At 36.3% G+C, this 25,420-nt stretch carries 30 protein-coding genes and 1 pseudogene; 29 read left to right on the top strand and 2 right to left on the bottom strand.

Annotated elements, in window-relative coordinates:
- The first annotated feature begins 501 nt into the window (after nucleotides 1-501).
- The 4 genes from ACXHJ1_RS14760 (at nucleotide 502) to ACXHJ1_RS14775 (ending at nucleotide 5,266) form a co-directional block, all read left to right on the top strand.
- Nucleotides 502-1,545 carry an ABC transporter substrate-binding protein gene (locus ACXHJ1_RS14760; RefSeq protein WP_107733223.1) on the top strand — a complete coding sequence of 348 codons (1,044 nt, stop codon included), beginning with the start codon at nucleotides 502-504 and terminating at the stop codon, nucleotides 1,543-1,545.
- 1 nt (nucleotide 1,546) lies between these two features.
- The gene (locus ACXHJ1_RS14765) at nucleotides 1,547-2,323 is read left to right on the top strand and encodes a (2Fe-2S)-binding protein (protein WP_107733224.1); all 777 of its coding nucleotides are present in this window, start codon (nucleotides 1,547-1,549) and stop codon (nucleotides 2,321-2,323) included.
- 108 nt (nucleotides 2,324-2,431) lie between these two features.
- A complete protein-coding gene (locus ACXHJ1_RS14770; RefSeq protein WP_107733225.1) occupies nucleotides 2,432-4,153 on the top strand; it encodes a helix-turn-helix domain-containing protein in 1,722 nt (573 codons plus the stop codon).
- Between the two features lie 762 nt (nucleotides 4,154-4,915).
- Complete coding sequence (locus ACXHJ1_RS14775; RefSeq protein WP_025365449.1) at nucleotides 4,916-5,266, top strand: hypothetical protein; 351 nt, start codon at nucleotides 4,916-4,918, stop codon at nucleotides 5,264-5,266.
- Nucleotides 5,267-5,644: 378 nt separating this feature from the next.
- Here ACXHJ1_RS14775 and ACXHJ1_RS14780 read toward each other — a convergent pair whose 3' ends face one another.
- Nucleotides 5,645-6,394, bottom strand: coding sequence for an SDR family oxidoreductase (locus ACXHJ1_RS14780; RefSeq protein WP_107733227.1), 750 nt, complete (start codon nucleotides 6,392-6,394; stop codon nucleotides 5,645-5,647).
- 241 nt (nucleotides 6,395-6,635) lie between these two features.
- On the opposite strand from ACXHJ1_RS14780, the gene ACXHJ1_RS14785 reads away from it, so the two are divergent.
- The gene (locus tag ACXHJ1_RS14785) at nucleotides 6,636-7,205 is read left to right on the top strand and encodes a TetR/AcrR family transcriptional regulator (protein WP_107733228.1); all 570 of its coding nucleotides are present in this window, start codon (nucleotides 6,636-6,638) and stop codon (nucleotides 7,203-7,205) included.
- A 94-nt stretch (nucleotides 7,206-7,299) separates the two neighbouring features.
- Here ACXHJ1_RS14785 and ACXHJ1_RS14790 read toward each other — a convergent pair whose 3' ends face one another.
- Nucleotides 7,300-7,707 (bottom strand): hypothetical protein, encoded by a 408-nt coding sequence (locus ACXHJ1_RS14790; RefSeq protein WP_107733229.1) that lies wholly within the window; start codon nucleotides 7,705-7,707, stop codon nucleotides 7,300-7,302.
- Between the two features lie 504 nt (nucleotides 7,708-8,211).
- Between ACXHJ1_RS14790 and ACXHJ1_RS14795 the strand changes: the two genes are divergently transcribed.
- The 24 genes and pseudogenes from ACXHJ1_RS14795 (at nucleotide 8,212) to ACXHJ1_RS14910 (ending at nucleotide 25,323) form a co-directional block, all read left to right on the top strand.
- Nucleotides 8,212-8,661 carry a GNAT family N-acetyltransferase gene (locus tag ACXHJ1_RS14795; RefSeq protein WP_107733230.1) on the top strand — a complete coding sequence of 150 codons (450 nt, stop codon included), beginning with the start codon at nucleotides 8,212-8,214 and terminating at the stop codon, nucleotides 8,659-8,661.
- An 88-nt stretch (nucleotides 8,662-8,749) separates the two neighbouring features.
- Nucleotides 8,750-9,163 carry a GNAT family N-acetyltransferase gene (locus ACXHJ1_RS14800; protein WP_076157288.1) on the top strand — a complete coding sequence of 138 codons (414 nt, stop codon included), beginning with the start codon at nucleotides 8,750-8,752 and terminating at the stop codon, nucleotides 9,161-9,163.
- Nucleotides 9,164-10,101: 938 nt separating this feature from the next.
- A complete protein-coding gene (locus tag ACXHJ1_RS14805; RefSeq protein WP_025365442.1) occupies nucleotides 10,102-10,455 on the top strand; it encodes a hypothetical protein in 354 nt (117 codons plus the stop codon).
- A gap of 191 nt (nucleotides 10,456-10,646) precedes the next feature.
- Nucleotides 10,647-11,177: a hypothetical protein gene (locus tag ACXHJ1_RS14810; RefSeq protein ID WP_107733231.1), complete on the top strand. Its 531-nt coding sequence runs from the start codon at nucleotides 10,647-10,649 to the stop codon at nucleotides 11,175-11,177.
- Nucleotides 11,178-11,356: 179 nt separating this feature from the next.
- Complete coding sequence (locus tag ACXHJ1_RS14815; protein WP_107733232.1) at nucleotides 11,357-11,881, top strand: hypothetical protein; 525 nt, start codon at nucleotides 11,357-11,359, stop codon at nucleotides 11,879-11,881.
- Nucleotides 11,882-12,109: 228 nt separating this feature from the next.
- Nucleotides 12,110-12,298, top strand: a complete 189-nt coding sequence (locus ACXHJ1_RS14820; protein WP_107733233.1) for a hypothetical protein — start codon at nucleotides 12,110-12,112, stop codon at nucleotides 12,296-12,298.
- 447 nt (nucleotides 12,299-12,745) lie between these two features.
- Nucleotides 12,746-13,192, top strand: a complete 447-nt coding sequence (locus ACXHJ1_RS14825) for an oxidoreductase (RefSeq protein WP_107733235.1) — start codon at nucleotides 12,746-12,748, stop codon at nucleotides 13,190-13,192.
- Between the two features lie 193 nt (nucleotides 13,193-13,385).
- Nucleotides 13,386-13,835, top strand: coding sequence for a hypothetical protein (locus ACXHJ1_RS14830; RefSeq protein WP_107733236.1), 450 nt, complete (start codon nucleotides 13,386-13,388; stop codon nucleotides 13,833-13,835).
- A 49-nt stretch (nucleotides 13,836-13,884) separates the two neighbouring features.
- The gene (locus tag ACXHJ1_RS14835) at nucleotides 13,885-14,679 is read left to right on the top strand and encodes a phosphotransferase (RefSeq protein ID WP_107733237.1); all 795 of its coding nucleotides are present in this window, start codon (nucleotides 13,885-13,887) and stop codon (nucleotides 14,677-14,679) included.
- Nucleotides 14,680-15,362: 683 nt separating this feature from the next.
- A complete protein-coding gene (locus tag ACXHJ1_RS14840; RefSeq protein ID WP_019688133.1) occupies nucleotides 15,363-15,713 on the top strand; it encodes a MerR family transcriptional regulator in 351 nt (116 codons plus the stop codon).
- A gap of 230 nt (nucleotides 15,714-15,943) precedes the next feature.
- Complete coding sequence (locus tag ACXHJ1_RS14845; protein ID WP_017428255.1) at nucleotides 15,944-16,468, top strand: hypothetical protein; 525 nt, start codon at nucleotides 15,944-15,946, stop codon at nucleotides 16,466-16,468.
- Between the two features lie 136 nt (nucleotides 16,469-16,604).
- Complete coding sequence (locus ACXHJ1_RS14850; protein ID WP_243208191.1) at nucleotides 16,605-17,201, top strand: hypothetical protein; 597 nt, start codon at nucleotides 16,605-16,607, stop codon at nucleotides 17,199-17,201.
- An 18-nt stretch (nucleotides 17,202-17,219) separates the two neighbouring features.
- Nucleotides 17,220-17,843, top strand: a complete 624-nt coding sequence (locus tag ACXHJ1_RS14855) for a hypothetical protein (protein WP_290404830.1) — start codon at nucleotides 17,220-17,222, stop codon at nucleotides 17,841-17,843.
- Nucleotides 17,844-17,914: 71 nt separating this feature from the next.
- Entirely contained in the window at nucleotides 17,915-18,355 is a 441-nt protein-coding gene (locus tag ACXHJ1_RS14860) for a protein export chaperone secb (protein WP_420539094.1), read from the top strand.
- Between the two features lie 87 nt (nucleotides 18,356-18,442).
- Complete coding sequence (locus ACXHJ1_RS14865; RefSeq protein WP_017428251.1) at nucleotides 18,443-18,940, top strand: hypothetical protein; 498 nt, start codon at nucleotides 18,443-18,445, stop codon at nucleotides 18,938-18,940.
- 47 nt (nucleotides 18,941-18,987) lie between these two features.
- A pseudogene (locus ACXHJ1_RS14870) lies at nucleotides 18,988-19,869 on the top strand (class I SAM-dependent methyltransferase).
- A gap of 38 nt (nucleotides 19,870-19,907) precedes the next feature.
- Nucleotides 19,908-20,462 carry a hypothetical protein gene (locus tag ACXHJ1_RS14875; RefSeq protein ID WP_457904854.1) on the top strand — a complete coding sequence of 185 codons (555 nt, stop codon included), beginning with the start codon at nucleotides 19,908-19,910 and terminating at the stop codon, nucleotides 20,460-20,462.
- 197 nt (nucleotides 20,463-20,659) lie between these two features.
- Nucleotides 20,660-21,391 (top strand): class I SAM-dependent methyltransferase, encoded by a 732-nt coding sequence (locus tag ACXHJ1_RS14880; RefSeq protein WP_457904855.1) that lies wholly within the window; start codon nucleotides 20,660-20,662, stop codon nucleotides 21,389-21,391.
- 200 nt (nucleotides 21,392-21,591) lie between these two features.
- On the top strand, nucleotides 21,592-21,921 hold the full coding sequence (locus tag ACXHJ1_RS14885; protein ID WP_457904856.1) for a hypothetical protein: 330 nt from the start codon (nucleotides 21,592-21,594) through the stop codon (nucleotides 21,919-21,921).
- Between the two features lie 54 nt (nucleotides 21,922-21,975).
- Nucleotides 21,976-22,431 carry a DinB family protein gene (locus tag ACXHJ1_RS14890; protein WP_107733240.1) on the top strand — a complete coding sequence of 152 codons (456 nt, stop codon included), beginning with the start codon at nucleotides 21,976-21,978 and terminating at the stop codon, nucleotides 22,429-22,431.
- Between the two features lie 21 nt (nucleotides 22,432-22,452).
- The gene (locus tag ACXHJ1_RS14895; protein WP_457904857.1) at nucleotides 22,453-23,076 is read left to right on the top strand and encodes a class I SAM-dependent methyltransferase; all 624 of its coding nucleotides are present in this window, start codon (nucleotides 22,453-22,455) and stop codon (nucleotides 23,074-23,076) included.
- 138 nt (nucleotides 23,077-23,214) lie between these two features.
- Entirely contained in the window at nucleotides 23,215-23,475 is a 261-nt protein-coding gene (locus ACXHJ1_RS14900; protein ID WP_090889548.1) for a hypothetical protein, read from the top strand.
- Between the two features lie 204 nt (nucleotides 23,476-23,679).
- Nucleotides 23,680-24,279: a YdeI/OmpD-associated family protein gene (locus ACXHJ1_RS14905; protein ID WP_457904858.1), complete on the top strand. Its 600-nt coding sequence runs from the start codon at nucleotides 23,680-23,682 to the stop codon at nucleotides 24,277-24,279.
- Between the two features lie 36 nt (nucleotides 24,280-24,315).
- Nucleotides 24,316-25,323: a phosphotransferase enzyme family protein gene (locus tag ACXHJ1_RS14910; RefSeq protein WP_457904859.1), complete on the top strand. Its 1,008-nt coding sequence runs from the start codon at nucleotides 24,316-24,318 to the stop codon at nucleotides 25,321-25,323.
- Nucleotides 25,324-25,420 lie beyond the last annotated feature (97 nt).

The raw sequence follows: 25,420 nt of genomic DNA on the forward strand, positions 1-25,420 counted from the left end.
TAAAGATAGATGTTTCACCGAATATGGCTTATGAATCCAAAGGAACATTTTATGAGTTTCCACGTTCAGAATTTAATGAAGAGTACCCACAAATTTATCATACAAACCTCTGTTGTAGTTTCAATGGAACAAATGGATATGGAATGTACATTGACGCAAGAGGTAGGAATCAATGGAAAGAAAAAATGGGAGATTCTTGGTTTTGTTAGCTTGATACAATAGACGATGATTATGCAGTAATTAGTAAAAGAGCTGATAGAATTGTAAATGAAGATATATATATAGAAGCTTTCGATTACGGGAGTTTATATTCCATACTCGGACATTTACAAATTGCAATTGTATATTTGCAGAAAAATTAAAGTTGGGTAAGCGGTTTACATGTCGCATTAGTCCGGCTGAAATGTCGCAAAAGTACATGGTAACGCGATGTGGAGATATATTATACTCGCCTTATATTTCGATAATGAAAATCATTATCATACATAAGGAGGATTCACCATGAATAAAGGAACAAAGAGGCAAGCTGCCGGAAGCATGGCACATGCTAACCATAAATCACGATTTTTAATGGGCTGGATGCTGGCCCTTGTTCTTGTACTGACGGCTTGCGGTGCCGGAGCAGGTACAAATGACGGCAATGAGTCGTCTGCTACAACTCCAACGGAAACGCCTTCAAATGAAGCGTCTCAGACTGCCGGAGCTTTCCCGGTTACGATCTCGCATAAGAAGGGTGAGTATACGCTTAACGAGAAACCAAAGAAAATTGCTGTGCTTGATGTCAAATTTCTGGATCAATTGCTAGCCATTGGCGAGCAACCGGCAGGCAGTGTTATCGCTGAAGGCAATACAACATTTCCAGAATATTTAGGCGATAAGCCGGGTGACGTACAGGTTTTAGGTACACGGGACAAGCCCAACCTGGAAGCGATTGTAGCATTGGACCCGGATCTTATTTTAATGACTGATTTTCAAGAGAAAGAGTATGAGCGTGTAAGCAAAATAGCACCCACAATCGTACTTGACTTCTACGAGGATTGGCGAGATACGTTAGCTACGGTGGCTGCGATCACAGGTAAGCAGGCAGAGGCAGAAACTGTGCGTAAGGCTTATGAGGACAAAATTGCAGGACTGAAGGAGAAGCTGTCGGAGAAATTGGGAGAGGAAACGGTAGCACTTATTCGTCCGAGAAAAGAAGGCATTCGTATTCATGGTCTTGAGCATCGAACGGGCGGAATTCTGTATGAGGATTTGGGCTTAAAAATGCCTGCATTAGTCCAGAAGATCAAAGATGATACCTCCGTTGAAATCTCGATGGAGAAAGTTCCTGAGATTGGAGCAGATCATTATTTTGTTCTGTCTGATGAGTTGTTTGCGGCAGAGGCGGAGGCTTTGGATAGCAGTTCAGTATGGAAATCCCTTGATGCAGTCAAAAATAACCGTGCATATGATGTTAATTCTACACTTTGGATCGCTTATTATGGCCCACTTGCAATTAATATTATTGTAGATCAGGCATCCGAAGCACTGTTGGGATCAAATTAAAATGGACCATTATCTATCGACTGACTTATGGCAGCAAACGGTGGATGAACACTCGATTCGGCTTGGTGAGCCGTCTGAAGATAATGTCCGTATTATTGCTTTGAGTCAACTACATGAAGAAGCTGCATGCCGAGAGTATTTAAGCTGGCTTCAAGAGTATATTGGTGCGCCTGACATGAGGGTAGCTGCTTCGATGTTAGCTAAGCGAATCGGCTACCTGTGGATTGCTCCGTTACTGACCGCGATGAGCGTTCATCATCAGCATGTTTCTTTTCGGCTAGACAACAGCTTTCTCTATCATCCGATGCTCACAGCTAATGAGGGGGAGACGCGTTTTCCTTTTCTGGCTATGAACGGGCTTCGGGCAGAAGCACTAACTGGAGACAGGGAAGTGTGGCGGGAAAAGGTGGTAAAGGAGATGTTTGCGTTACACCTTGCACCGCTGTTAAAGACGCTTGCTGCGATTGCTCCTCTTTCGATGAGTATCCTTTGGGAGAATATCATGATACGCATTGTCCCATTATATACTCCTGAAGTAGACAATACTGAGCAAGAAAGTCAGCACATCCAGGCAGATTTTTCATATCTGACGCAAGGTGCGCCCGGGCATTTGTTCGGTGTAAAAAGAAATCCGTTCACCCGGTTCACAAAAAATAAGGACAGCATTCCAGCCGTGAAAAGCAAGCGTACCACCTGTTGTTTTTATTACCAGATATCAGGGGAATATTGCAGAAAATGTCCGAAAATTGACAATGAGAATAAATCTCAATTAAAATGACAACAGCAACAATTTTACTTTGCTAACAGGTCTGGTTGTAGTTAATTGGTTAAGCCCAGTCATGCGAGTCACTCTAGCAAAGGATGCTATTGTCAGGAGATGAGAGAAATGCCGCTACAAGAACAGACAAGTCTATGGAGTGATACAACGATCAAGATGCTTGACGAGTATAGCGGTACTTTGCAGACAGGCAGTGTTCTTCGCGAAACGGAATTAACTTCGAATGTGTTGTTGCTGGCATACGGAGGGGAAGGGGAGCTTGCAATGAATGGTGAGGTTTGCCACATTGGAGCTTCTTTTGCTGGTCATGTTGTTAAGGAGACATCCTTAACGCTGACGGCCAGATCAGACGACATTTATTATATCGTGATCATGTACAAGGCTTCTTCCATGGAGGGAGCCTCTCTTGTTTTGCCTTCATATCGCAAACACCCGTTGCGCACTTCATTTGTGCAAAAATCGGTAACCCAAGCAGTATGGATTGAGAATGCAGAAAAAATCGTTGCCAAATGGCGTCGTGGCGAAGGGATGGAACGTTTTCATGCCAATGCGTTGCTTCAGGGTATGATCTACGAACTAATCATGGATTACGAACGTGGTCATGGAGGAGAAGCGTCTGACATGGTGGATGTTGTCGCTTCATATATAGCGTCGCATTATCGCCGGAATCTGGAGCTTAAAGAGCTGGCAACCCTTGCTGGATGCAGCTTAAGACAGCTGCAGCGACGATTTAAACAAGAAAAGCAGCTCGGACTGACTGAGTATGTCATTCAGTTGCGCATGGAGAGTGCATCGCGGATGCTGCGTTACACGGATACTCCCGTCGGTGAAATTGCTGACAGAATGGGCTATCGCGACATGTATTATTTCAGTAGGGCGTTTAAGAAATATTATGGCGTCCCTCCGCTGCGTTATAGGCTTGATGCCGCTTCGAAAACAGATATAGACTATGCTCATTCCTTGCAGCGGAACCGCACAGCTTCTTCATATGAGTCGGCCCAAGGCTCGGTGATATGCCATATGCGAGGGGAATACCATGTTATCGGACCTCCGAAGCGTATCGCTGTACTCGATGTGCAATATGCCGATCATTTGCTTGCGCTGGGGCTCTCTCCAGCAGGTAGTGTAGGACTAGGCAATGCAGTGTTACATTTCCCTCAAACGATCAGGGCAGGACTTCAGAATACTGAATTACTCGGAACATATGAGTACCCCGACCTGCTTGCAGTGGAACGACTGTCTCCGGATCTAATTATTTGCACCGAGGTACATGAGCCGCACTATGAACAGTTAAGCCGGATCGCTCCAGTTCTCATGTTTAAGCGCAATGAAAACTGGCAGATTATTCTGACTCTGTTCGGTGAACTGACAGGCAAACGAGAAGAGGCAAAGCGTATTATAGCGGATTATCACCGACGAACCACATTGCTGTCCGAAGAACTTGCTCCCGTTCTGGCAGGCAAGAGCGTGGCACTGATCCGTCCGCTGGATTCTCTGGTTCGCGTGCATTCTGCCTCTCATCGTACAGGGGCTGTGCTGTACCATGATCTAGGTCTGCCTGTTCCGTTATTTGTGGCAGATACCTCCGACACGGCCTATCACATCACAGTTGACAGACTACCGGCTGTACATGCCAGCCATTACTTCTTGCTTAGCCATGAACTCATGCAGGAGGGAATATCTGCGACAGAACAACGTGTCTGGGGAATGCTTGATACCGTTGAGCGCCAGCACATACACTCGGTCGATGCCGCGACATGGATCGGCTGTTATGGACCCACAGGCATCAATGGCATTGTGGATCAGATCGCTCAGGCTTTGTTGGCTTGATGGGGGAAGAAGTTGCTACTTGTGCTCATAGAGATTTTAACAGGAACTAAAGACAGTTCATCTTTGCCTTTTGTCATAGAGGGAAAGTTGAACTGTTTTTTATGGCCAATCCATCAGATAACATCATATCCACGCATCAGGGGCTCCGGCAAAGAGGATTGCCAGGGAGTGGGGGCAGGCGGACACATACGCACGGCGGCCGCTCATTTCGTTCGCATAAATCAGAGGAACATCGTGAACACAGAAACGTTATATGCTAGAAATGATGGATAACAAATAGAATAAAAGAAAAATACAAGAAAATAAATGAGAACACTTGTTTGCTAATGTGAATACAGGTAAAATATAGATACAATTGACTCTTGGGTGGGCATGGTTTTCCTTCGAAAAGTGAGACCATGGAAGTAAAAGATGCGATGACTCTAATGTTACTATTTTGGACATCTATTCTTGCATTTTTAACATGCCTCAATAACAACAAGAGAAGGTAAAAAATCACCTAAAGGTTAAGAGCCGAAGGTGGGTTTTTATTATCTGAGACTTAGAAGGGAATAAACCCTCCAAGCCAATTGTACTGACCAGATGTTGACCGTACTTGGTCTTTCATTAAGGGTGTACTAACAGATGAAAAAAGAGGAATCAAAGAAAAAATTAGATAAGTGAAGTGAAAAGCAAGTTAGTAAGCAAACTCATATGCGAAATACTATGCAACAATTTTAAAAATCTATTAAAACAAAAACAAGAAAATGAGGGATATGCCCAATGACATTACAGGACCTATTTAATGAAAAACCAACTCAATTGTGGAACAAAAGAATGGTTGAATACGGAGATGACCTTTTTACGGAAGAGAGATTATTAATGTCTGATAAAGTCCTGAATAACTATCTAAACCAATTAATATTATTACAAGAAACTAAACATCCTGAAGGTATTATGAAGGCTGTAGAAGAAATTGTAATTACGATTAATGAATTGAATGAAAAGAACGACTATTTTATTGAAACGATGGAACGTGAAGAACTGGCTGAATTTATAGATAAGGCAGCAAGACTAGCTGGATTAGAAATTGAGGAAGATCAAGATATTACAGAAGAATGGAGAGAATGGTGATGTTGAATTAAACAGGATTTCTAAGTAGATTCAATGAATTCATGGTACCTTTGTATAACATTACATTCAAGCATCGGGCCGAGACAAGCCCGACCCTTGATCCAGAAGAGGCATTTCGGAAAAGCAAATTCACCGGACAAACTCAACCAGCTAAGTGGCAGAGCCACCCGGCATTACGTGCCTTAAGCTGTTTGAACTTCGGGAATACCCAACGTTATGTGAAATCAACAAAATTATTTAAGAAATAAACATGGGTGTGACCGCTTGGCGCTTTTTCTTATTCCACGTACAAGTTGCAGTAAAATGAACATGAAGTAGACGGAGATGAGTGTTTACTTCATGTTCACTTAAATTTTTGAAAATTAAATTACAGATGGATCAATGGATCTTTGGAGGTTCAGAATTCATCATATCGTTAAGCTGGGTCACAAAAACATTTTCGTTCGGGCCAGGGTTATTTCGAAACATTTTCGCTTCATCCACCAAAATTTCGTCTGTATCCGTGCCGAGTATCTTTATTGTTGCATCAATGAATGAAGCAAGCGGCATCGCCCGTGGTTCATCGTTGTTGCTTTGAACCCATGGGGGTACAATTTCTATTACTTTTACCGATGTGTCTTTAAGCAAGTACCTTTGGGACAGCGTATAGGTATGAAGTGCTGCCTTCGTCGCGGAATATACAGCAGTTGTCGCTAATGGTACAAATCCAAGTATTGAAGTCGTGTTGATGACAACCGCTTCTTCTTTGGACTTCAAATGCTCGATGAATGCAGAAGTCAACCGAATGGGACCTAGCAAGTTTGTCGTGACAGTCGAAATCAAAACATCCTCATCAATCACGCCCGCCGCGTCATCAGACTGTATGATGCCGGCGTTGTTAATCAAGACATTAACATCCGGGTATTCTTCGATTAACTGCTTGGCGGCCGCCTTTATGCTGGCAGGATCTTGTACATTCAATTCTACTGCGGACATGCCATGATTCGCTTTGATCGTCTCCTCCAGACGCTCTTTACGTCGACCGGAGATAATAACTTTGTTTCCAAGATTGTGGAGAGCTATTGCTAACGCACGTCCAATCCCTGAACCACCGCCTGTAATAAAAATCGTGTTTCCTGTAAGTTTCAATTTTTAAAACCCTCCTAATTCAATATGATTTAAATCATTCCAAAGATTGTAAAACAATAGATTTCATGATTACAGCTCCTCTAAAATTGAACATATGTTGAATCATCAACATAAATTTTATAAAGTGAATGTATCAGAGCGGTATATGGGGTTCAATGGTTAAAACAAGCGTGGTTGTTGATTTTTCAACATAGGACTTCCAAATGTTCATTTTTTCGGATGGTACAAAGGGGAGAAGGATATGGACAGGCGTATTCAAAAATCGAGGCAAGCCATTATTGATGCTTTTATGAGGCTGATGTCTGAAAAGGAATTCGAGAGAATTACGATCAATCAAATTGCGGAGGAAGCGAATGTCAATCGCGGAACGGTTTATTTGCATTTCGCTGATAAGTACGATCTGCGCGATCAATGCATGGAAGCTCAAATTAAAGAGTTACTACGCAATTGTATGTCTGAAGATAACTTCTTTCATCTCCCTTCCAAAACAGCACTACTGCGCACGTTTGAATATTTGGAGCAGCATGCTTCATTCTACTTTAGAATGCTGACGAACAAGGGAAGTACGGTTTTTCGGAACCAAATGGAGACAATGTTTCGGCAAAGTCTGAGCGAGCATCTGGATTCGATCAACCTCGATCAGGAAATGAACAGGGACATTACGGTGCAATTTTTAATTTCAGCAGCAGTGGGGGTATTGGAATGGTGGATTACCCGTTCAATGCCATATCCGTCAGCGGTCATGGTTGAACAATTTTGGAATTTGCTGAACTGTGGTGTCGAGGGACACGAACGAATATCGTCCAGATGAGCCTCTAATGTAGAGGCTTGTTTGAGACTGACACCCATAATGAAGATAATAAAAAGGAATGTTTCCATTTTATACTAATATTAGAGCAATAGTGTCAAATATAATGTAACCATCTAATCGAATATTGAGCTACAGCAGATTTACTAACATCTTGATTAGGAAAAATAACCCTATAATATTGAGTAGCTGCAGAATAAACATAGTCTATATCTATATACTTAGGACTTCCGATGCTTAAGAAACCACCAAGTCTTATATACCTAGCAAATATTGTGGGTTGATCATAAGAAATAGCAATTCTCACCGCTGTACCAATTCTATACATCTCTCCAACGCCTATTGTCACAGGTGTATTTGTAGAAAACATAACAAAAGATTCTTTTTCCGTCTGGTTTTGATTTATTGTTTTCACATAAAGATCACCGGATATTTCTAATGACCCTCCATCCAAGTTGTGCCCATAAGAAATTCCGATTAATGTTACTTCAAGCATCACAGCCATTTCTACATCTCCTTATGACTTATTTCCTACCACAAAATCGACCATGGACTAAATTTTTTGCTACCGAAAGGCTACTGTTTCAAAGGAAAAATTTCTATATCTAATCATATATGCCATAATTACACTCTTTTGATTGTTCTAATCGATACGATTATATTCTTGAGATAATTCCAATATGTAAAAGTTTTAAAATAAAAAAGCTCGACTTAAAAGTTAGTATTTGACGAAGTTATTCCATTTTCATCCTTATCCTTTACGTTAAGCACTGATTTCAGTTTGGAGTCAAAAAATTGCAGATTGATTTTGAATGCATAATGAAGAAGTTCGGTAACTTCTGATAACATAATATTCAAGCTTAAGAATTCTCACAGAGCCTTGACCTGCTGGGATGGAGTTCGAGGAGGATTTCAGCAGACAACCCCTTTGGGGGTCATGAATATGAGGAGGTTAGACGAAACCTGTGCAAGAAAAAATAAAAAATAGAAAATAATGGAGGTATGTTGGGTGCTGACATTAGAAAAAGCTAGAAAAAATGATGCTCAAAAACTTGCTGAAATACAAAAGGCCAGTTTTGAGGATGAATCAAAGCATTTTAATATTAATGGAACCGTTGGGCCCATAGGATATGATTCCATAAGTTGGCAAGAAGAAATGATGCAGAATTGCGAATATTTCAAGGTACTCTTTAATGGAGAAATAATCGGGGGAGCTATGATATTTGTAGAGTGTAATCGAGTGCATAATCTAGGAAGAATCTTTATTGATCCAAATTTTAAAAATCAAGGAATCGGAACGAAGGTGATGGAGAAAATTGAAAGTGAATTTCCAGATAGCACTGAATGGTGGCTGGATACTCCTAGCTGGAGTGTGAAGAATCATCACTTTTATTCAAAGTGTGGGTTTACCAAAGTTAGAGAAGAAGGTGACTTATACATTTTTGAAAAGACTTTATAAACTTATGTAATGTACAACGTTATGAGACATCAGTGCTAAGTGTTACCAAGAAGATATTTAATGAAAAGCATGAAAGGGAGGATTTACAATGAAGATTGATTTTGCAATTGAATCAGATTATGAGTATATCTCGTTAAGAGACAAGCACATACATAAAACACTGATAAGACCAAAAATAAAAGAAAATGAAATTCTAATAATTAGAGAATCCAATCAAGAAATAGGTTGGATGAGATACGGATTTTTTTGGGACAACACACCATTTATGAATATGATATGGATAGATGAGGAGTACAGAGGAACAGGCATTGGTAAAAAAGTTGTCCAGTATTGGGAGGAATTAATGAAACAAAAGGGATTTGAGATGGTCATGACCTCAACACAGTCGAATGAAGGAGCTCAACATTTTTATAGGAAGCTTGGATATAGAGATGCTGGATGTTTAATGCTTGAGAACGAGCCTCTGGAAATAATACTGACAAAGGAGTTGAACAAAAATTAACGTTGAGGAAATCAATGTAAAAAGCATTTTAAGAAGAGAGTGCTAATATATGTGGTGTATTTCTTCCAATATAGAACTAAAAAAGGCATTGACTTTAAAAGACTACAGAAATTTTTTAATAGAGTAATCCAGAATAGACGAGATCAAATAGTATTAAACAAGGATTGAAGAATATATTAAATAAGAACTAGAGGTATCACATAACATCGTTTTCCTGAAAGTGAAAGTCAGGTGAACAATCCTGCGAGGCTAAGAACCGAAGCTAGCCAGTCGCTACGCTTCTTTAAGCTTCTCGAGTTTAGCAACACAAGAACGCTATTAGACATAATTGCTGATAAAGTAATGTTGAGGTGAATGATGAAAGTATTTCGAAAAAAAGCAATCCTAATCATTGTTAGACATTATCAATTCATTTGTATTGTTGACGAGAAACCTTATGAGGTACTATTTAGAGCTTATTCAAGGAAGTATAAAACTTCTTTTATTGAAATTTCATTCGACTGGAAAGAATGTTATTACATTAACTTATATAGACCTTTAATAAAATCCATATTAATTGAATATTGTATAAAGCTTGGTCGGATATATGATAAACCGAAGCAAATTCTAAGAATAAAGGACAGTAGAAAAATTGTTCAAGAACTATCATTAAGGGATTATGATTACAAATAAATGTTGGCATTTTCATGCGAAGCAATTTTGTCTACGATTAAGAGAATTACTTATAGATAGTTGATTGAGAATTTTAAACAGCTCCAAGGCGAGGATCATAAAGGGCTGATTTTGTAAGTGAATCGAAGAAGTTATGTTTCGTTAGCTCCTATGGAACCTTGGTCTGCGAGCTGGATATCGAAGAGGAATTTCAGCAGACAACCCCTGACAGGGTTCATGAATACAGAAAAGTTATGCAAAACTGCTTAAAGATGGAGGAATATCAGATGTTTTTAAATTCTCATGTCTTTGAGTTAGCCAAAAAACTAAATACAGAAGAGATTCACAAGCAATGGACAGGCTTAAGAAGAAATTCTGTATTCTATGGCTTGGTTTGCTATATTAATAATTCAATTTCTTTATGTCTAAGTGACAATTATACAAGTTCAATCTTGTTTTTAAGAAGAGCACGTAAAGAAATCATTAATATAGAAACCAATTCAAATAAGATTCAAGATCAATATGGAGATAGATATATCAAACTCTGTAATAATTATTTAAATGAGTTAGAGACATTTATAAAAGATAATCATTTAGTATCTGATGAAGATTTTGAGTTTATTTTAAACAGAGAATTGTAGATATCGGTTCAATAAGGTTTTCGAAGGAAAAACATCGAATCACATAATATTCAAGTTGCGGCTCCCGAATGGAGCCTTGGTCTGCGAGATGGATATCGAAGAGGAATTTCGCAGATAACCCCTTTGGGGTTCATGAATACAGAGGTGTTAAATCACCATATAAAGCAAGTTGAAAAGTGTTGGAGGATAGTATGGCGAACACCATTTCATTACCAAAAGAATTAAATGATTTAGTTGAACCCATAGGTATGTCAAATGGATTAACATCAGTCTTTATTGAAGTTCTAGCTATTAGCGGATCAGTACTAGCTAAAACGAATCGAGAAAAAGAATTAATTATTTGGCTAGCACAAAGGGATCAGCCTGCAGTTGGAATAGGAACAGTTGGTTTTGATATTGATGAAATGCCTTGGACTATAGACTCTTTTAAAAGTGAGAAAGATTTTATACTAGATACTATTTCAAATGCAGCAGATGGCTTAGGGTGGGAGAAATTAAGCTATAAACCACGACAAGATTGGGTTGTTAATTGTTTGAATCAATTTGGCTTAATGATTAAAGCATTTAATAAAGAAGATGTTGACATGAATAATTATATAGAATGGACAGAAATTGAAGAGTGTGATGATAATCCTACAATCCCAAGAGGATACCCTAAATGCGAAAAACATGATATCTATTTAAATTGCCATGGATGTATACTTTGCAATAATGGAGGCTGAATTAAGAATTGCAAGTGTTTTATAGAGACGGTAAAAAAATCATATAACACAATATTTATGCTTCAGGTCATGCAGAGCTCTTGTCTGCCAGAGAGATTTTGAAGAAGCCAGAGCAGACAGCGAAATATAGAAACGTTAGGCGAAATATTGTGATTATACAATGAAGTTCGGGGAGAGCGATGAAGACGATTTTCTTAAAAAAAACAGATGAAAATAGACTTGATGTACTGTTAGTAGATATGGAAATTGACATAAGAAAAGAATACAAAAATATAACAAGACATTCTGGGCGAATGGTCCATATTATTGATTGGAGGATAGCTTTATATATAAACGGAAATAAATTGGACGAAGATGAAGTGTTTGTTGAAGACGAATTTTTAAAATCATTAATTTGTCCAGGAAAGTATCCTATGTTCACTTGTACTTGCGGTATATTTGGTTGTGGCGGATACTATGTTGAAGTCAGTCATGAGGATGATAGATTGTTTTGGGTAACTGAGCAATCGCCTTTTCAGGAACAATTCGTTAAGACTTCTAATAAATTTGCTTTCACTTGGATACAAATAATCGATTTTTTAGAAGAATTAATACATAAATTTGATGGTCTAAAGAGCATAATGAATACGCATGGCTTGAATTTTCAATATGATGTAGAAAAATATAGAAGAGTAATTAAAGAGATAAAAGAGCGAGCACATTAGAACAATGATTAAATTAGGTTCGAAGAAGTTGCAATGCTTCGTCTAACAAATATTCTATGCTAAGGATAAGGCAAGTCGATCCTTGGTTTTGGGAGCATCAGGCGATGAAGTGACTGTTGGACACTCCTGCACCGATTAAGTGCTCGCGCTAGTTTTCTACCTTTAAGTTAGTGATGTTTATGAATATGAAAACGCTATGTACAATTATTGCCAAAAGGAGTGACAGAAATGAAATACCATTTTTTTGCTACCCTTTCCATAACAGAGCTGATTAATTATCCTGATGATGATAACGACTATTTTGAAGAACATTTTTTAATTAGAGAAATAGTAAGTATTTTGAAAATTGATTTTCCATTAAAACAAATTTACGAGAGATATTTTAATGATTCAGTTAATACTGGTGATGTGCTTTAATTCAAAAAAGGATTCAAGCCATTTTATACTGATAGATACATTTAAAGATCCATATGATCAATTAGATTTGATTAGAATTGGAGTTCAAATTACTTCAAATGATATTGATAAAATCAGAGTACTATTCAGACAACTTTATGATAAGTCTAGTATTTTTATTAATTACCATGAAGGACAGGGAATTTTGAATAACCTTTGTGCACCGACAATGTATCCAAAGCAAATTTCAATTAATAATTATAAGTATGAGCAACAATTGAAGGTTTATTAGTTTAATTGTAGATGGTAATGAAAGCACAGAACATAATATGCACGCTGCGATGAGGCTCAGACGAACAACCTTGTCCTAACTTGCCACATCGCGCCGACTACTCCAGTGGTGCGGGTTCGTGAATATAAGAAGGCTAAGTGAAATCTATGTAATATAATTAACAAGGAGAGGAACCAATGACAACGATAAATACTCTACAAACTAAACTTTCCAGCCGATATGATGAATTTGACCCAGAACAAGATGGAAATAAAAATACAAAGTTTGCAGATTTAATTATTGATGGAAGATCACTTTACCAAATGCTCAAGAAACACGATCTGGTTCCATCCTTAGGATGGGGAAGCGAAGATCAACAAAAAGAAATGATTCAATACTTTTTACTAAAGAAACCACATGAGCATATGTACTATAGATATCCAATACTTGTATGTCCTTGGTGTGGAGATGAAGAGTGTGGTTATATCTCAGTGAAAATTGACAGGGAAGAAGAAATTGTAATATGGAAGGATTTCAAATCGGAGCATGAGAACAAACCAATAAATATAGGTCCCTTTTATTTTGAATGGGCAAACTATGAAAGAGTCATTCATGATACTTTTGGAATAATAGATACACAATAATGTACATTGATTCGAAGAAGCAAAGACATCACTTAACATCATATTCAAGCAGCATCTCCTATGATACCTTGGTCTGCGAGATGGATTTTGAGAAGGCATTTCAGTAGACAACCCCTTATCCGCTAGTTGTTGAAAAAGTAGAGGAACGTTATGCGAAACCTCATTAAATTAAATATGGTATGGAAGTGAATTGATGGAGGGAACAATCATAACTTGTATGAGTATAGGCGTTTATGCTCATGCACTTACAAGGGGCAATAAATACATCGTAAAAAAAGAAGATAGGGACAAGTATAGAATTACTGGAAACCATGGAAAAGCAGTTTGGATATCAAAAGCTCATTTTATCGAAGGAGATATAGAAGTGCCTTATTTAGAAAGATGGAAGTTTGATGATGATCCAAAGGAGTTTGATTTGGTGGAGGTGACCCATACTTTTTCGGATGGAAGTGAACGATGGAGTTTGGTGACAACCCCTCAAAAATTAGTGAATTACTTTAAAAAAGAAATGAAAATACCAGGGTTTAATATTAAACATCTAATTATAGCGAACACAATGGACCACGATGATATTGAAAAAATATTAAAATATTTAGAGGCCAATAATGAACTAACAGAAGCAAGCAAAGCGTTGGAATGTTAATTGGAGAAAGCAAACGCAACGTCCTGTTGTGCGAAGAAAGGGGCAAATTATGATAGGTGAATTACTTGGTATTGGTAATACTGCAAGTGTCTATGAATGGGGGAAAACCGAAGTAATAAAGATTTTTCATAATCAGAGCCACTCAATGCACGAGGCAAAAAAGGAAGCAAAAAATGCTAAGATTATAAATAACTTAAATCTTAGAGCACCTAATTATTCTGGCCTGTTGGAGTATAAGGGCACGTCGTGTCTTATTTATGAGAAAATTGATGGGCCAACAATGCTAAAACAAATAGATCCAACGAAATTAAGTATTTCTCATTATGCTAAGCTAATGGCGCAACTTCATTTTGAATTGCATAACATTGAGATCAAAATGAACTCAAATCTAAAAACTGAATTAACCAACAAAATTAATACTGCTGAAATGATTAAAGAATATGAGAAGCAAATAGTTATAAATGTGCTTAATACATTGCCTGGAGGTAATGCACTTTGTCATTATGATTTTCATCCCGGCAACATCATCCTTTCATCCAAGGGACCTATAATTATTGATTGGATGAATGTTTTGGTTGGTAATCAAGCGGCAGATGTTACTAGAACTTCAATGATGATTCAATCACATGCACTACCGTCTAATGCTCCCGGTTGGCTAATTAAGAGAGAATATCGTGAATTTTTTAATAGAGAGTATCTAAGAGAGTATTTAATGCTATCTGGAATGAATCCCAATTTCCTTGAGGAATGGATGGCACCAACTTTAGCAGCTCGAGTATGTGAAGTAAACGGTGAAGATCGGAATGAAGTTATAGATAAATTACAAACTATTATAAAAAATTAGAAATTCTTTAGCTCAAAACACAATAGAAAGAGGGATATAGAAATTACAAAGCTAGTTGCAATAATACGAAGAAACCTTTTTACCATTAACATATTGCCAATAGTTATATTTCATCTAACTTTGTTTCCTATTTGGATGCTGATAAATGTTTTTGAAGAATTATGGATTGTTACTTTCTTTTCTGCAATGGGAACAACCATAATTATTCCTTTTTGTTTGGTAGTCATTAATGGATGGTTCAATAAAGATCATAACAATTATTACTTTATAAAGAACTGGATATTAATATCAATTTCAACATTACTATCGCATGCCCTAAACTACATGAATTGGGGGCTATCCTCTCAAAGTATATTGCATCCTGATCCAGAAACATTATTAATATTGAAATGGGAAGTTATAATTTCTTTATTGGTAGTTTTAATAATGAGTTGCATGCAACAGATCGACTTGAATAATACAAAAAAAGTAGAATAAAGAATATATAGAGTCAACAGCTAGGGAGTATTTCGGAAGAAATGAACTTCTGATAACAATAATTCACGCTTCGACCTGAGTCTGCCAAATGAGATTTATCTCAAAGAGGGATTTTAGCAGATGACCCCTGACGGGGCTCATTAATGCAGAAACGTTATCTGAAATACGACTAAATGGATAATTTTTATTTATAGGAGAGAAGGGCAATGAAGCGACTAAATCTAAGTACAATAATTAGTTCTTTCATATTAGGTTTATCAATTGTTATTAGTGGCTTGTTTATTAGTCATACTGGAGACAAAGAGCTGCATAAAGACGGAACAAATCAAAAAGAATATAAACCACTAATGACAATCAAAGAAACAGCTGAATACTTGAATATAACTGAACCCCAAGTAAAAACAATCATATTTAGTGAAGAGACTATATTAAAGACTACTGGTTCATATTCTGGTAAGATGTTTCCCCTTATTAGAATTGGAACTGATATTTATATAAGTACAGATGGATTAAAAGAATGGTTAAAGGAATCAACAACACAGAGAACACAATATTAGAGAGAGTATTTGAAGAAGATCATACATCAGATAACAACATATATACGCTGCGTAACTGACACTCCTTGGTCTGCCCGAGGTATTTTGTAGAAACGGATTTAGGCAGCCAACCCACTGCCTAACCGCATCACGGCCAGGGCTGGCGTCACTTAGCCAGTGAGAGTTTGTAGATACAAGAATGTTATCTGCGATTATTAAAGCCTAAAAGGTATAATAGGAGGAAGAGTATCTTGACCACAACTTTTACTAAGATAACTGGAGTTGGTTTTATTATTTTATCAGTATTAAGACTAACCCCTTTTATGAATGCTACTGGAAAATGGTTGTTATATATCTCAATTGCAGCGTTCTTTCTTATTTTATATGACTTGCTGGAATTTATTGTTGAATGCATATGGATAAAGAAAGGATTAATGCTAAGTAAATTTTTATTCAGTTTACGTTCTATATTTCTTGGATGTGCGGTGATTGCTATAATCGTTTTACCTAATATAAAGATCAATATTTCTGTCAAAGAAGTTAATACTTTTAGCGACGCCTTTACACTAATTAGCTTGGGTATAGCAATTACACTAATTGGGTTTAAAACCGAAAAAGAACAATCCATTTTGTATAATAGGAGAAGGGCAATAGATAATGAGGTGAGAGAATTTCTTAATTCAATTGAAGGACAAAATATAATTAATGAACACATAGAAAAACTAAGAATAGAAAATACACAACAGATTAATAATTTGAATGCTAATTCTAAGTAGTAGCAACATCAGATAACATAATATATTCGAGCTGTGCCCCTTCGGAGCTTCGGTCTGCAATCAGGTCTGACAACCCCTGGCAAGCTTCATGAATACAGTAGCGTTATAGGAAAGGGATGCAAACTATAAAAAGAAGGTGTTTAAGTTGTTTGGTTTATTTAAGAAAAAGAAGATAATATTTGAAGATCAACTAAACCAACTTTCTGAATTGGGCATCTTCATGAGATCAGGTTTAAAAAAAGAATTACTTTTAGAAGAAACTACAAGAAGTGAATATGAAGAAGATCCCTACAACTTGCTACTACTTACTTTAGGTGGAGAAGTTGAAGTCAATGGTGAATTTATAAATGTATCTGATGAAATTTGGTATTTGGATGCTGAATGTATTGAGGACCATGGAGACTATGCAAGAGTAATAATGCGATTAGGGAATATGACAAAACTTAAATTAAATAAGATAACGGATTACGTAGATATTCAGAATAGTACTGCATGGGTCTCTTTTGAGTATAAGAATGAACTTATAAGATGGGAAATGAAAGTAGATGATGATTGGTTGGATATGGAGATATTCAAGAAATTTAATGAGTTAACACAGACTGAACAATCCATGAAATTGTATATTTCAATTTTAGATCAAGGCTGCCTAGTGGGCTATTTTAATCAAGAACAAGTGATCGAATTAAATAAATTAACAAAATATAAATTTGAAGAGAGTATTAGTGAAATATGACTAAAAAGGAGCTAAACAATGAGTGAATTGACTTCAGGAAGCTTATCACTATTGAAATATAAAGAGGCAATTCTTAAGCATGATCCTGTATACGCGGAGGATTTAAATGACAAATGGTTTGTTTTTATAACCAAAGACACAGAAGAAAGTGAAGAAATTCCGGAAAGCCTATTTCAAATTTCAGAAAAAATCCCAGTGTTATATTTTTATAATTTTGAAGATCACTGTTGGGGATACCGTGTAGTTTACAATTCACAAGAGATAGCAAGTCTTCATATATCATATGTTTTATTAGATACTTCAATTATTAAGCTTGCAGAAGAAAGATATCCAGAGGAAGATCACATTGAATTTTTATATGTCGACCCTAGAGGGGACAAAATCAGAATTGAATTAATTGAAGAAGTTCTGAGATCTAATGAATACAATGAGAAAATAGCAAAACAGTTTACAAATTGCAATTTAGAAACATTTAGATTTTTTGAACTGGATCATGAGCGAATAAAACAATTAGGCGATATTTTAAATAATAGTTACTATACACAATTAGAATCTGAGCATGAATTAGTAGAAGAGTTTAAAGAATTATTAAACATTGAGGAAATGAGTTGGATACGAGCAGATAGAATGAACGAAGATTAGAAGCAAATAGATAGTGAGGACTCGTGAAATATAAGCACGTTAGGTGAAACGCGGAGTGTTAGGAGGTTTGCATGAATTACGATGAAGTAGCGAATGAAGTATTCTTTAAAGATGGAAGTCTAAGGGACATTTATATATTGGATACAGACATCCAAATATGGGCTATAATTTTTGAGTATTTGGAAAGTAACGAAATTAATTATCGAGTGACTATAGATGGGCTAATTACAAGAATTAGGGATATTGCTGAATTGTTAAGAATTAAAAAAGAAGCAAGTATTGGGATAACTATTGAATATAGTGAAATTGATATTTGTGGGTATTTTTATGAAGGAAGCGTTATTGAATTTGATATTTCACCAATACAGATAGACTCAGAGAAAAAAATAGATATACTCATGAACTTCCTAAAAAGCCTAAGTCGAAAACTAAACAAAACGATAATTATTACCCCAGAGATGACTATGGAAGAGGTGCTAGTTCGAGTAGAGCCTAAAGGGAAATTGAATTAAGTAATTCACACTGTGGTCGCTTTTGCTTCCTTAGCCACGAAACTTTATCTGAAATACAGCAAAATACTTTATGGAGTGATGGATCTTATGGATGTAAAAAAGCTAAGAGATTGGGTAGACAAACACAATATAAGAAGTCGGGCATTAGAGGCTTTTTGGCTTAATTTAAATAACTATAGGCTCGAGGAGCCTGAGCAATTTGATGAGTTATTTTGGGATTATGATAAAGATTATTTAAAGATCTTAATAGAGGATGTTTCCTTACATATCAAGAGCTTGGAATATTTAGACCCAATTAATAGAGATCTTGAGTATGTTGAAGTGAAAATTAGAATCGAGTATCGAACAAATCATATAGGTTATTACAGGCTGATCTTCAATCTAGATGGTACGGTAGAGGATGATTTTTTTATTTCTGAATGGACTGGATTGAGGTTATATCAGACAAGAGCCTTATTAGAGGATATTAAAGAAGAAATAGAAGCTGAAAGAATAAATGGAGAAATAACAGAAAAAGAGGCTATTAAGTTAAAGGAAATAATAGATGAGAAGAAGGACATGATTAGAAAGGAATTTAGTCATTAGAGCAAGTTATCGGAGAAGCGACGTAATAAAATAACTAGGGGATTTTTATGTCTGAATATTATTGGGACAATAAAATTGATTACCTAAGAAATACCCGCTGGTTGTACTATAACGATGATTATTTGGAATTTCTTATACAAAAGGTGTGGAAGATAAATAAACCTGTAGAGATCGTAGATTATGGATGCGGATTTGGATATTTGGGACTAAAGCTTCTTCCATTGCTACCAAATGGATCAACATATACTGGCATTGACAAAGGCATGGAATTAATAAAGCAAGCCAATGAAATATTTTCGAAACTCTCTTATAATGCTGAATTTATAGAGTGTGTTATTGAAAAAGTGGAATTAGAAAAGAAGTATGACATAGCAGTCAGTCATGCTTTTTTATTACATATGCCTAATCCAAAGAGTGTTCTACTAAAGATGCTTGATAGTGTCCAGGATAATGGAATGGTTATCTGTTTTGAACCGCATTGGATTGGTAATATGGCGAATTATTATCTAGACGGAATCGAACAAAGCGATGTCATCCGGTTAGGGATTCTACAGGAGTTATATGAGAGAGATCATAAGCGTACGGCTAAGGACGGAAATATAGGCATCCAAATACCGATCATGCTAAGCTAGCTAGGCTTAAGAAATGTAGGGTGTAGGGTTAGCGATAAGGTGAACTTTCTTGATCAGAACATGGACACGGAAAGTAAAAACATGCTCTATAGTTCTTTGAAAGAAGAAGGCTTGGGACAAGAACCTAATGATATTTCAGAGGTACTCAAAAATTTATTGGCCAGAGGATTAAACGAAATGGAAGCTCAAAAACAATATGAAGCAGAAGCAACTTTTTCTAAAGAGTTCAGTGATAAATCTTGGTTAGTATATGCGCCTAATATGAAGATTTCTTTTGGTACAGTACAGAGACTTTAAAAGTAGGATGTATTCAAAAAACATAATTGGGAGGTTATATGGGCACAGATATTTGGTTTTTTGTAGAGAAAAGGCACTTCAGAGACGAATATGAACAGATTGATGGTACTTGGAGAAAAATTAAAAAGAGTAAGGCAGAATTAGATGATACTGCTACTTGGGTAAGTGCAGATAAGTGGAATGTTAACCCAGATTACTATCTATATCCTGAAGACAAGACTGCTAAATTGAAACCAAGTGATCCTTATGAATTTTATAGTGGCGATAGAAACTATGATTTATTTAGTATTCTATCGAATACTAGGAACGATTATAATCTAAAGTTTATATCTTTGCCAAGAGGTCTTCCTGTGGATATTTCCCCTGAATTGAGTGAAGTTGCATTCGAGGATAAAGATGACTTTTATGACCACAGTTGGCTATTATTGAAGGATTTAATTAATTTTAAATGGGATGAAAATTATTATTGTGATCAATTTATGGAATATAGAAATATTATGAATACATGTTCGGGGTTCATCAATGAAACAATTCCAAAATTATCAAAATTGGGGGATGCTGAAGATGTAAGAGTGATTTTCTGGTTTGGTTAGTACAGAATATTCTTTTTATTTAGCTGGTTAATTGTGGGCATTAGAATGTTAGACTCAAAAAAATATGGATTTCTTATATCATAATATTTGGTCTGCGGCTCCTTATGGAGCTTGGTCTCTTAGATGGATTTCGGCGAGAGATTTTCAGCAGACAACCCTTTGAGTTCGTGTGAATACAGAGACGTTAAAGATAAAACATGCAGAAAGCTCGTGGTGAGAACTTGGATAAGGTAGAGAATATAAGATTAGAAGAGAAGAAGTATCATGATATCTGTTATGACAATTACAATTTGTTTGAGTCCGGTTCTTGGTTACATAGACCGGTACAAACGGTATTGGACCTTCTAGCTGAATATAAAGATTACGATAATCTATTGGTGCTTGATTTAGGAGCTGGAATTGGTAGAAATAGTATTCCTATAGCTGAATCCATGAAGATTAGAAAAGGAAAAGTAGTTTGCGTGGATTTATTAAAGTCTGCTATTGATAAGTTGGAGAATTATAGTAGAGAGTATGGTGTCGAACAATTTATTGAAACAAAATTATCTGATATTGAAAACTTCAATATTAAACAAGATGAGTATGACATTATAATAGCTGTATCTGCTTTGGAGCATGTAAGATCGGAAAGGGAAATGGAATTAAAGATTGAAGAAATGACTACAGGAACAAAAATAAATGGAACCAATTGTATTGTTGTTGGAACGAATATAAAAGAGATGAGAATGAAGGATGTACAACAATTAGAGCCAATGTTTGAAGTAAATATCTCGACTGAAAGTATGATGGAATTATTAAGACATCAGTACATTGGATGGGAAGTTAAAAAACGATTAGTAAAGCAACTGGAATATGAAATTGAAAGAAATAAACAACTCGTGAAACTATCAATGGATTGTATAACCTTTGTAGCTAAGAAATTAGTGTAAGTCAGTACAATGAAGTCTGGAAGGAGTCATCTAATAAAAGTTTCACACATCAGGCTAACGCCCTCAGTCTGACAGAGGAATTTTGGGAGATGGATTTAGCCAGACACATCCGATTAGCGACAGATCTCGCGAACATAGAAACATTATAGGAAAGCAGTGCGAATCCATTGTAGTACCAATACAATCAAAGGAGAGTCAACATGCACTCTGAAGAGGATTCCACGTATAGCCTGTCTATAGAATGTAAAGACATTATCCTTCGGGAATATCTTTTAGAAGATTTAGATAAAATACATGAACTCACATGGCGACCGGAGATTTATGGATTTTTACCAGGCAGGAATGTTGAAAAAGAAGTTAGACTCGACTGGTTGGAAAATTATGAGATACCTGAAATTAATCAATTTTTGAGACGTGTCGAGGAGGGAGTGAGGGTTGAGGATCTTAGATTGAAGCTAGGAATTGTGCTTAAAGAAACGGGAAAATTCATAAAAAAGATTTTTAGCAAACCCCACTTTTGGGGTTCATGAATACAAATACGTTATTCTAACTAACGCAAATCTGAAAAGAGGGGTGTGGAAACCATGAATGAAAAGTCGCAGTTACTAGAGGAGTTCAAGGAATGGATATGTTTTGTTTCTGAGATTCGTGAAATGGATTGGCAAATAAAGATTGCCGAAGATAAATGGTCAGTTCACGATATCGTAAGTCATATACTGCTGTGGGATAAATACTTTTATGAAGCAGCCATACATCCGATATTAAACAATACGCCTTTGACATTAACACATATTGATTTTAATCAATTTAATCAGGATGCTGTTGAATATGGGAAAACAAAAACGAAGGAAGAATTAATTGAAATGACTATTCAGTACCGTAACATGATATTGCAGAGCATAGAGAGTATGGAAGATGATAAGTTTACTAAAGAATATGTTGACGGGAAGTTTACTGTAATATCTTATTTAAGAGATTTTATCTGGCATGATCAACATCATATAAGACAGATTGATGAGCTTAAAAGAAGAGCTATGTGAGTATATAGGCAGGTGAATAATATGAGAGATTATTGGAACAAAAGGTTTGCTGAAGAAGGAATGATTTGGGGTTGTGAACCAAGTCAAACTGTAACGCAAGCTATAGATTTGTTCAAAAAGAATAATGCACATCATATATTGGTTCCTGGTGCTGGATATGGGAGAAATACTAAGATGCTCTCTTCTTGTTTTCAGGTTGATGGAATTGAGATATCTAGTTCAGCTATAGATCTAGCAAAAGAATGGGATTTAAAAACGAATTTTATTCGAGAATCGGTGTTAGAGTTTCGTACAAGCAAAAGGTATGATGGCATATATTGTTATGATTTATTACATTTATTTTTGTTGGAAGACCGAAAAAAACTGATACAGAATTGTGTGATGCATTTGAAGGAACAGGGAGTGATGTATTTTACGTGTTTTTCTGATCGCGATTTTAATAATGGTGTGGGTAGAAAAGTTGAGGAAGGAACATATGAATACAAGAAAGGGAAATATGCTCACTTCTTTACTGAAGAAAATATAATTGAACATTTTAATGGTTTGAATATATTAGAAACTGGTTTCATAAAAGAATATCTGACACATGCAGAAAAACAACAAGAATATGAATTAAGATATATAGTTGTTCAAAATATTGATTAGCCATTTCGGGGAAGTAATTCAACAGACACATCCTACCGCTTAACTGTCGCAAGTGGTAGCCGGACTGTTAGTCCTTAAACGCTAGGACATCGTGCATACAGATCGTTATATGTAATTGGAACCGAAGGGAATAAAAAAATGAGAATGCAAGACAAACCAATAGTAAGTATTATAGGCTTGGGATTATTTAGTCTGACACTAGTGGTGCACATTTGTTTTAAATCAATAAGAACAATGGATGATGTAGGGATGGGTATATTATTGTCTTTAGTAAATGCCATATTTCTAGTCTTTCCATTGCTATGGGGAGTATTGGGTGCGGTAGAATTCTCAAGAATAATGAGTTGGAGTGAGAAAATAAAGACAAGAGAAGTGAACGAAGAAGTTTGGGTTATGTAATTTATAGATGGGATGAGGTGAACATATAATAAATATAGCAATGTGACGGCTATTCTTCGATGGGCTGAATTCGTATAATAAAAATATACGTTTCGGCTTTGCCCTTGATATCGTGATTTCTTCTGTATTCGTATCGAAAATCGATTATCTGTAAATATTTATACATAAACATGATGAGCAAAAACAAATAAGGGGGGAGCTAACATGACAAATAGAGAGGAAATGAATCCTAAGGTTGATGTGTATTTAGGAAAAGTGAACAAATGGAAGGCGGAAATGGAGAAGTTGAGAGCAATCATGCTTGACTGCCAGCTAACTGAAGAACTGAAGTGGGGTAAACCTTGTTACATGTTTCAGAATAGTAACATAGCTATAATACAAGGCTTTAAAGAACACTGTGCGCTTATGTTTTTTAAAGGTGCTTTGTTAAATGACCCTAATGGTATTCTAATCAAACCTGGGGAGGATACGCAGGCGGGGCGCCAAATTCGGTTCACAAATATTGAAGAAATTGTTGAGATGGAAACCATCTTGAAAACCTATATTATTGAAGCCATTGAAGTGGAAAAAGCCGGTTTGAAAGTGGATTTTAAAAAGAATACAGAACTTATTTTTCCTGAAGAATTTCAAGCTAAATTAGATGAAAATCCTGCTTTGAAAACTGCTTTTGCTGCATTGACGCCGGGACGACAAAGAGCATACATTATGCATTTTGCTGCGCCCAAACAATCTAAAACTCGGGAATCGAGGATTGAAAAATGTATGCAGGACATTCTCGCTGGAAAGGGATTAAATGATCGATAAATTCGATGAGAAATAAAATTGAAGGGAGATATTCATTTGGATATTTTTCCGTTGGAGGTATCTGTACTATCTGCCGATGCACTTCGTGAGTACATTTCAAGAGAATATTTTTCTTATGGCTTACTTAAATGCCGGTTATTTTATAGAGGCATACATGACATATATAGAGTTAATGCAGACGAAAAAGAGTATTTCTTTAAGGTATACCGTCAAGGGATCAGAAGCATGGAAGAAATACAAGCAGAGGTAGATTTGCTCAATCACCTAAAATTATCAGACATTAAAATCACTACACCAGTTACAAGATATGATGGAAAATTTATTTCACAGTTCAACACTGCAAATGGGATAAGGTATGGAGTGCTATATACGTCTGTTGGAAAACATGAGTTTAATCAAATTGAGGAAACGGCTGAATTAAATGAGAGATTAGGTAGTTATATCGCTACAATTCATAATGCTTGGGACAAATGTGAGCTTGGAAAAAAACGATGGAATCTAGATGCTGCCTCATTTATAGATAATTCTATGGATGCTATCAGACAGTTCTCAACCATTCATGATTTTGACCTGCATTTTTTAGAGGAAGTTGCAAAGAATGTGAGCGATAAACTAGAGTATTTAACTGTTGAAAGACCGCAATATGGTATATGTCACGGCGACATTTATAGTGGGAATATCCGAGTTGACGCTAACAGCAATCCTATCCTTTTTGATTTTGATTTCTGTGGAAATGGATGGAGAGCATATGACATATCTATGTATGCTTTCCCATTTGGCATGGGATGTGACGAAACGAAATTAAAAAAGAGAGAAGAACGAAAATATCAATTCTTAAATGGATATAACAAGGTTAGAGCTATGAGCCAAAGTGAAGTAGATTCTATTACCCTCTTTATTCCCTTCAGAAGAATTTTTAATATTGGCACTCTATACATTTCTTATCTTCCAAATACTTGGGGAGACTCTGCTGTCATCAGAAATGTAGATGAAGATATTAAACTGCTTCAAAAGTGGTTGGAATTAAACCCTATATTTAATTAGTATGCAAAGCTAATGATAACTATATTCCGAAAAAAACCTAGAGATCCTTTACATAAATAAAGCAAACCCACTGCCATGAGTCTAACCGCTTAAGGCA

The organism is Paenibacillus sp. ALE2, from assembly GCF_054113385.1.

Excerpts from the sequence above, each read along its gene's own strand:
- ACXHJ1_RS14835 (WP_107733237.1), top strand. The coding sequence starts at position 13,885 with ATGATAGGTGAATTACTTGGTATTGGTAATACTGCAAGTGTCTATGAA.
- ACXHJ1_RS14825 (WP_107733235.1), top strand. The coding sequence starts at position 12,746 with ATGACAACGATAAATACTCTACAAACTAAACTTTCCAGCCGATATGAT.
- ACXHJ1_RS14785 (WP_107733228.1), top strand. The coding sequence starts at position 6,636 with ATGGACAGGCGTATTCAAAAATCGAGGCAAGCCATTATTGATGCTTTT.
- ACXHJ1_RS14885 (WP_457904856.1), top strand. The coding sequence starts at position 21,592 with ATGCACTCTGAAGAGGATTCCACGTATAGCCTGTCTATAGAATGTAAA.
- ACXHJ1_RS14820 (WP_107733233.1), top strand. The coding sequence starts at position 12,110 with ATGAAATACCATTTTTTTGCTACCCTTTCCATAACAGAGCTGATTAAT.
- ACXHJ1_RS14900 (WP_090889548.1), top strand. The coding sequence starts at position 23,215 with ATGAGAATGCAAGACAAACCAATAGTAAGTATTATAGGCTTGGGATTA.
- ACXHJ1_RS14805 (WP_025365442.1), top strand. The coding sequence starts at position 10,102 with ATGTTTTTAAATTCTCATGTCTTTGAGTTAGCCAAAAAACTAAATACA.
- ACXHJ1_RS14815 (WP_107733232.1), top strand. The coding sequence starts at position 11,357 with ATGAAGACGATTTTCTTAAAAAAAACAGATGAAAATAGACTTGATGTA.
- ACXHJ1_RS14810 (WP_107733231.1), top strand. The coding sequence starts at position 10,647 with ATGGCGAACACCATTTCATTACCAAAAGAATTAAATGATTTAGTTGAA.
- ACXHJ1_RS14760 (WP_107733223.1), top strand. The coding sequence starts at position 502 with ATGAATAAAGGAACAAAGAGGCAAGCTGCCGGAAGCATGGCACATGCT.
- ACXHJ1_RS14890 (WP_107733240.1), top strand. The coding sequence starts at position 21,976 with ATGAATGAAAAGTCGCAGTTACTAGAGGAGTTCAAGGAATGGATATGT.
- ACXHJ1_RS14770 (WP_107733225.1), top strand. The coding sequence starts at position 2,432 with ATGCCGCTACAAGAACAGACAAGTCTATGGAGTGATACAACGATCAAG.
- ACXHJ1_RS14800 (WP_076157288.1), top strand. The coding sequence starts at position 8,750 with ATGAAGATTGATTTTGCAATTGAATCAGATTATGAGTATATCTCGTTA.
- ACXHJ1_RS14775 (WP_025365449.1), top strand. The coding sequence starts at position 4,916 with ATGACATTACAGGACCTATTTAATGAAAAACCAACTCAATTGTGGAAC.
- ACXHJ1_RS14790 (WP_107733229.1), bottom strand. The coding sequence starts at position 7,707 with ATGGCTGTGATGCTTGAAGTAACATTAATCGGAATTTCTTATGGGCAC.
- ACXHJ1_RS14840 (WP_019688133.1), top strand. The coding sequence starts at position 15,363 with ATGAAGCGACTAAATCTAAGTACAATAATTAGTTCTTTCATATTAGGT.
- ACXHJ1_RS14905 (WP_457904858.1), top strand. The coding sequence starts at position 23,680 with ATGACAAATAGAGAGGAAATGAATCCTAAGGTTGATGTGTATTTAGGA.
- ACXHJ1_RS14865 (WP_017428251.1), top strand. The coding sequence starts at position 18,443 with ATGGATGTAAAAAAGCTAAGAGATTGGGTAGACAAACACAATATAAGA.
- ACXHJ1_RS14880 (WP_457904855.1), top strand. The coding sequence starts at position 20,660 with ATGCAGAAAGCTCGTGGTGAGAACTTGGATAAGGTAGAGAATATAAGA.
- ACXHJ1_RS14895 (WP_457904857.1), top strand. The coding sequence starts at position 22,453 with ATGAGAGATTATTGGAACAAAAGGTTTGCTGAAGAAGGAATGATTTGG.
- ACXHJ1_RS14875 (WP_457904854.1), top strand. The coding sequence starts at position 19,908 with ATGGGCACAGATATTTGGTTTTTTGTAGAGAAAAGGCACTTCAGAGAC.
- ACXHJ1_RS14855 (WP_290404830.1), top strand. The coding sequence starts at position 17,220 with ATGAGTGAATTGACTTCAGGAAGCTTATCACTATTGAAATATAAAGAG.
- ACXHJ1_RS14860 (WP_420539094.1), top strand. The coding sequence starts at position 17,915 with ATGAATTACGATGAAGTAGCGAATGAAGTATTCTTTAAAGATGGAAGT.
- ACXHJ1_RS14765 (WP_107733224.1), top strand. The coding sequence starts at position 1,547 with ATGGACCATTATCTATCGACTGACTTATGGCAGCAAACGGTGGATGAA.
- ACXHJ1_RS14830 (WP_107733236.1), top strand. The coding sequence starts at position 13,386 with ATGGAGGGAACAATCATAACTTGTATGAGTATAGGCGTTTATGCTCAT.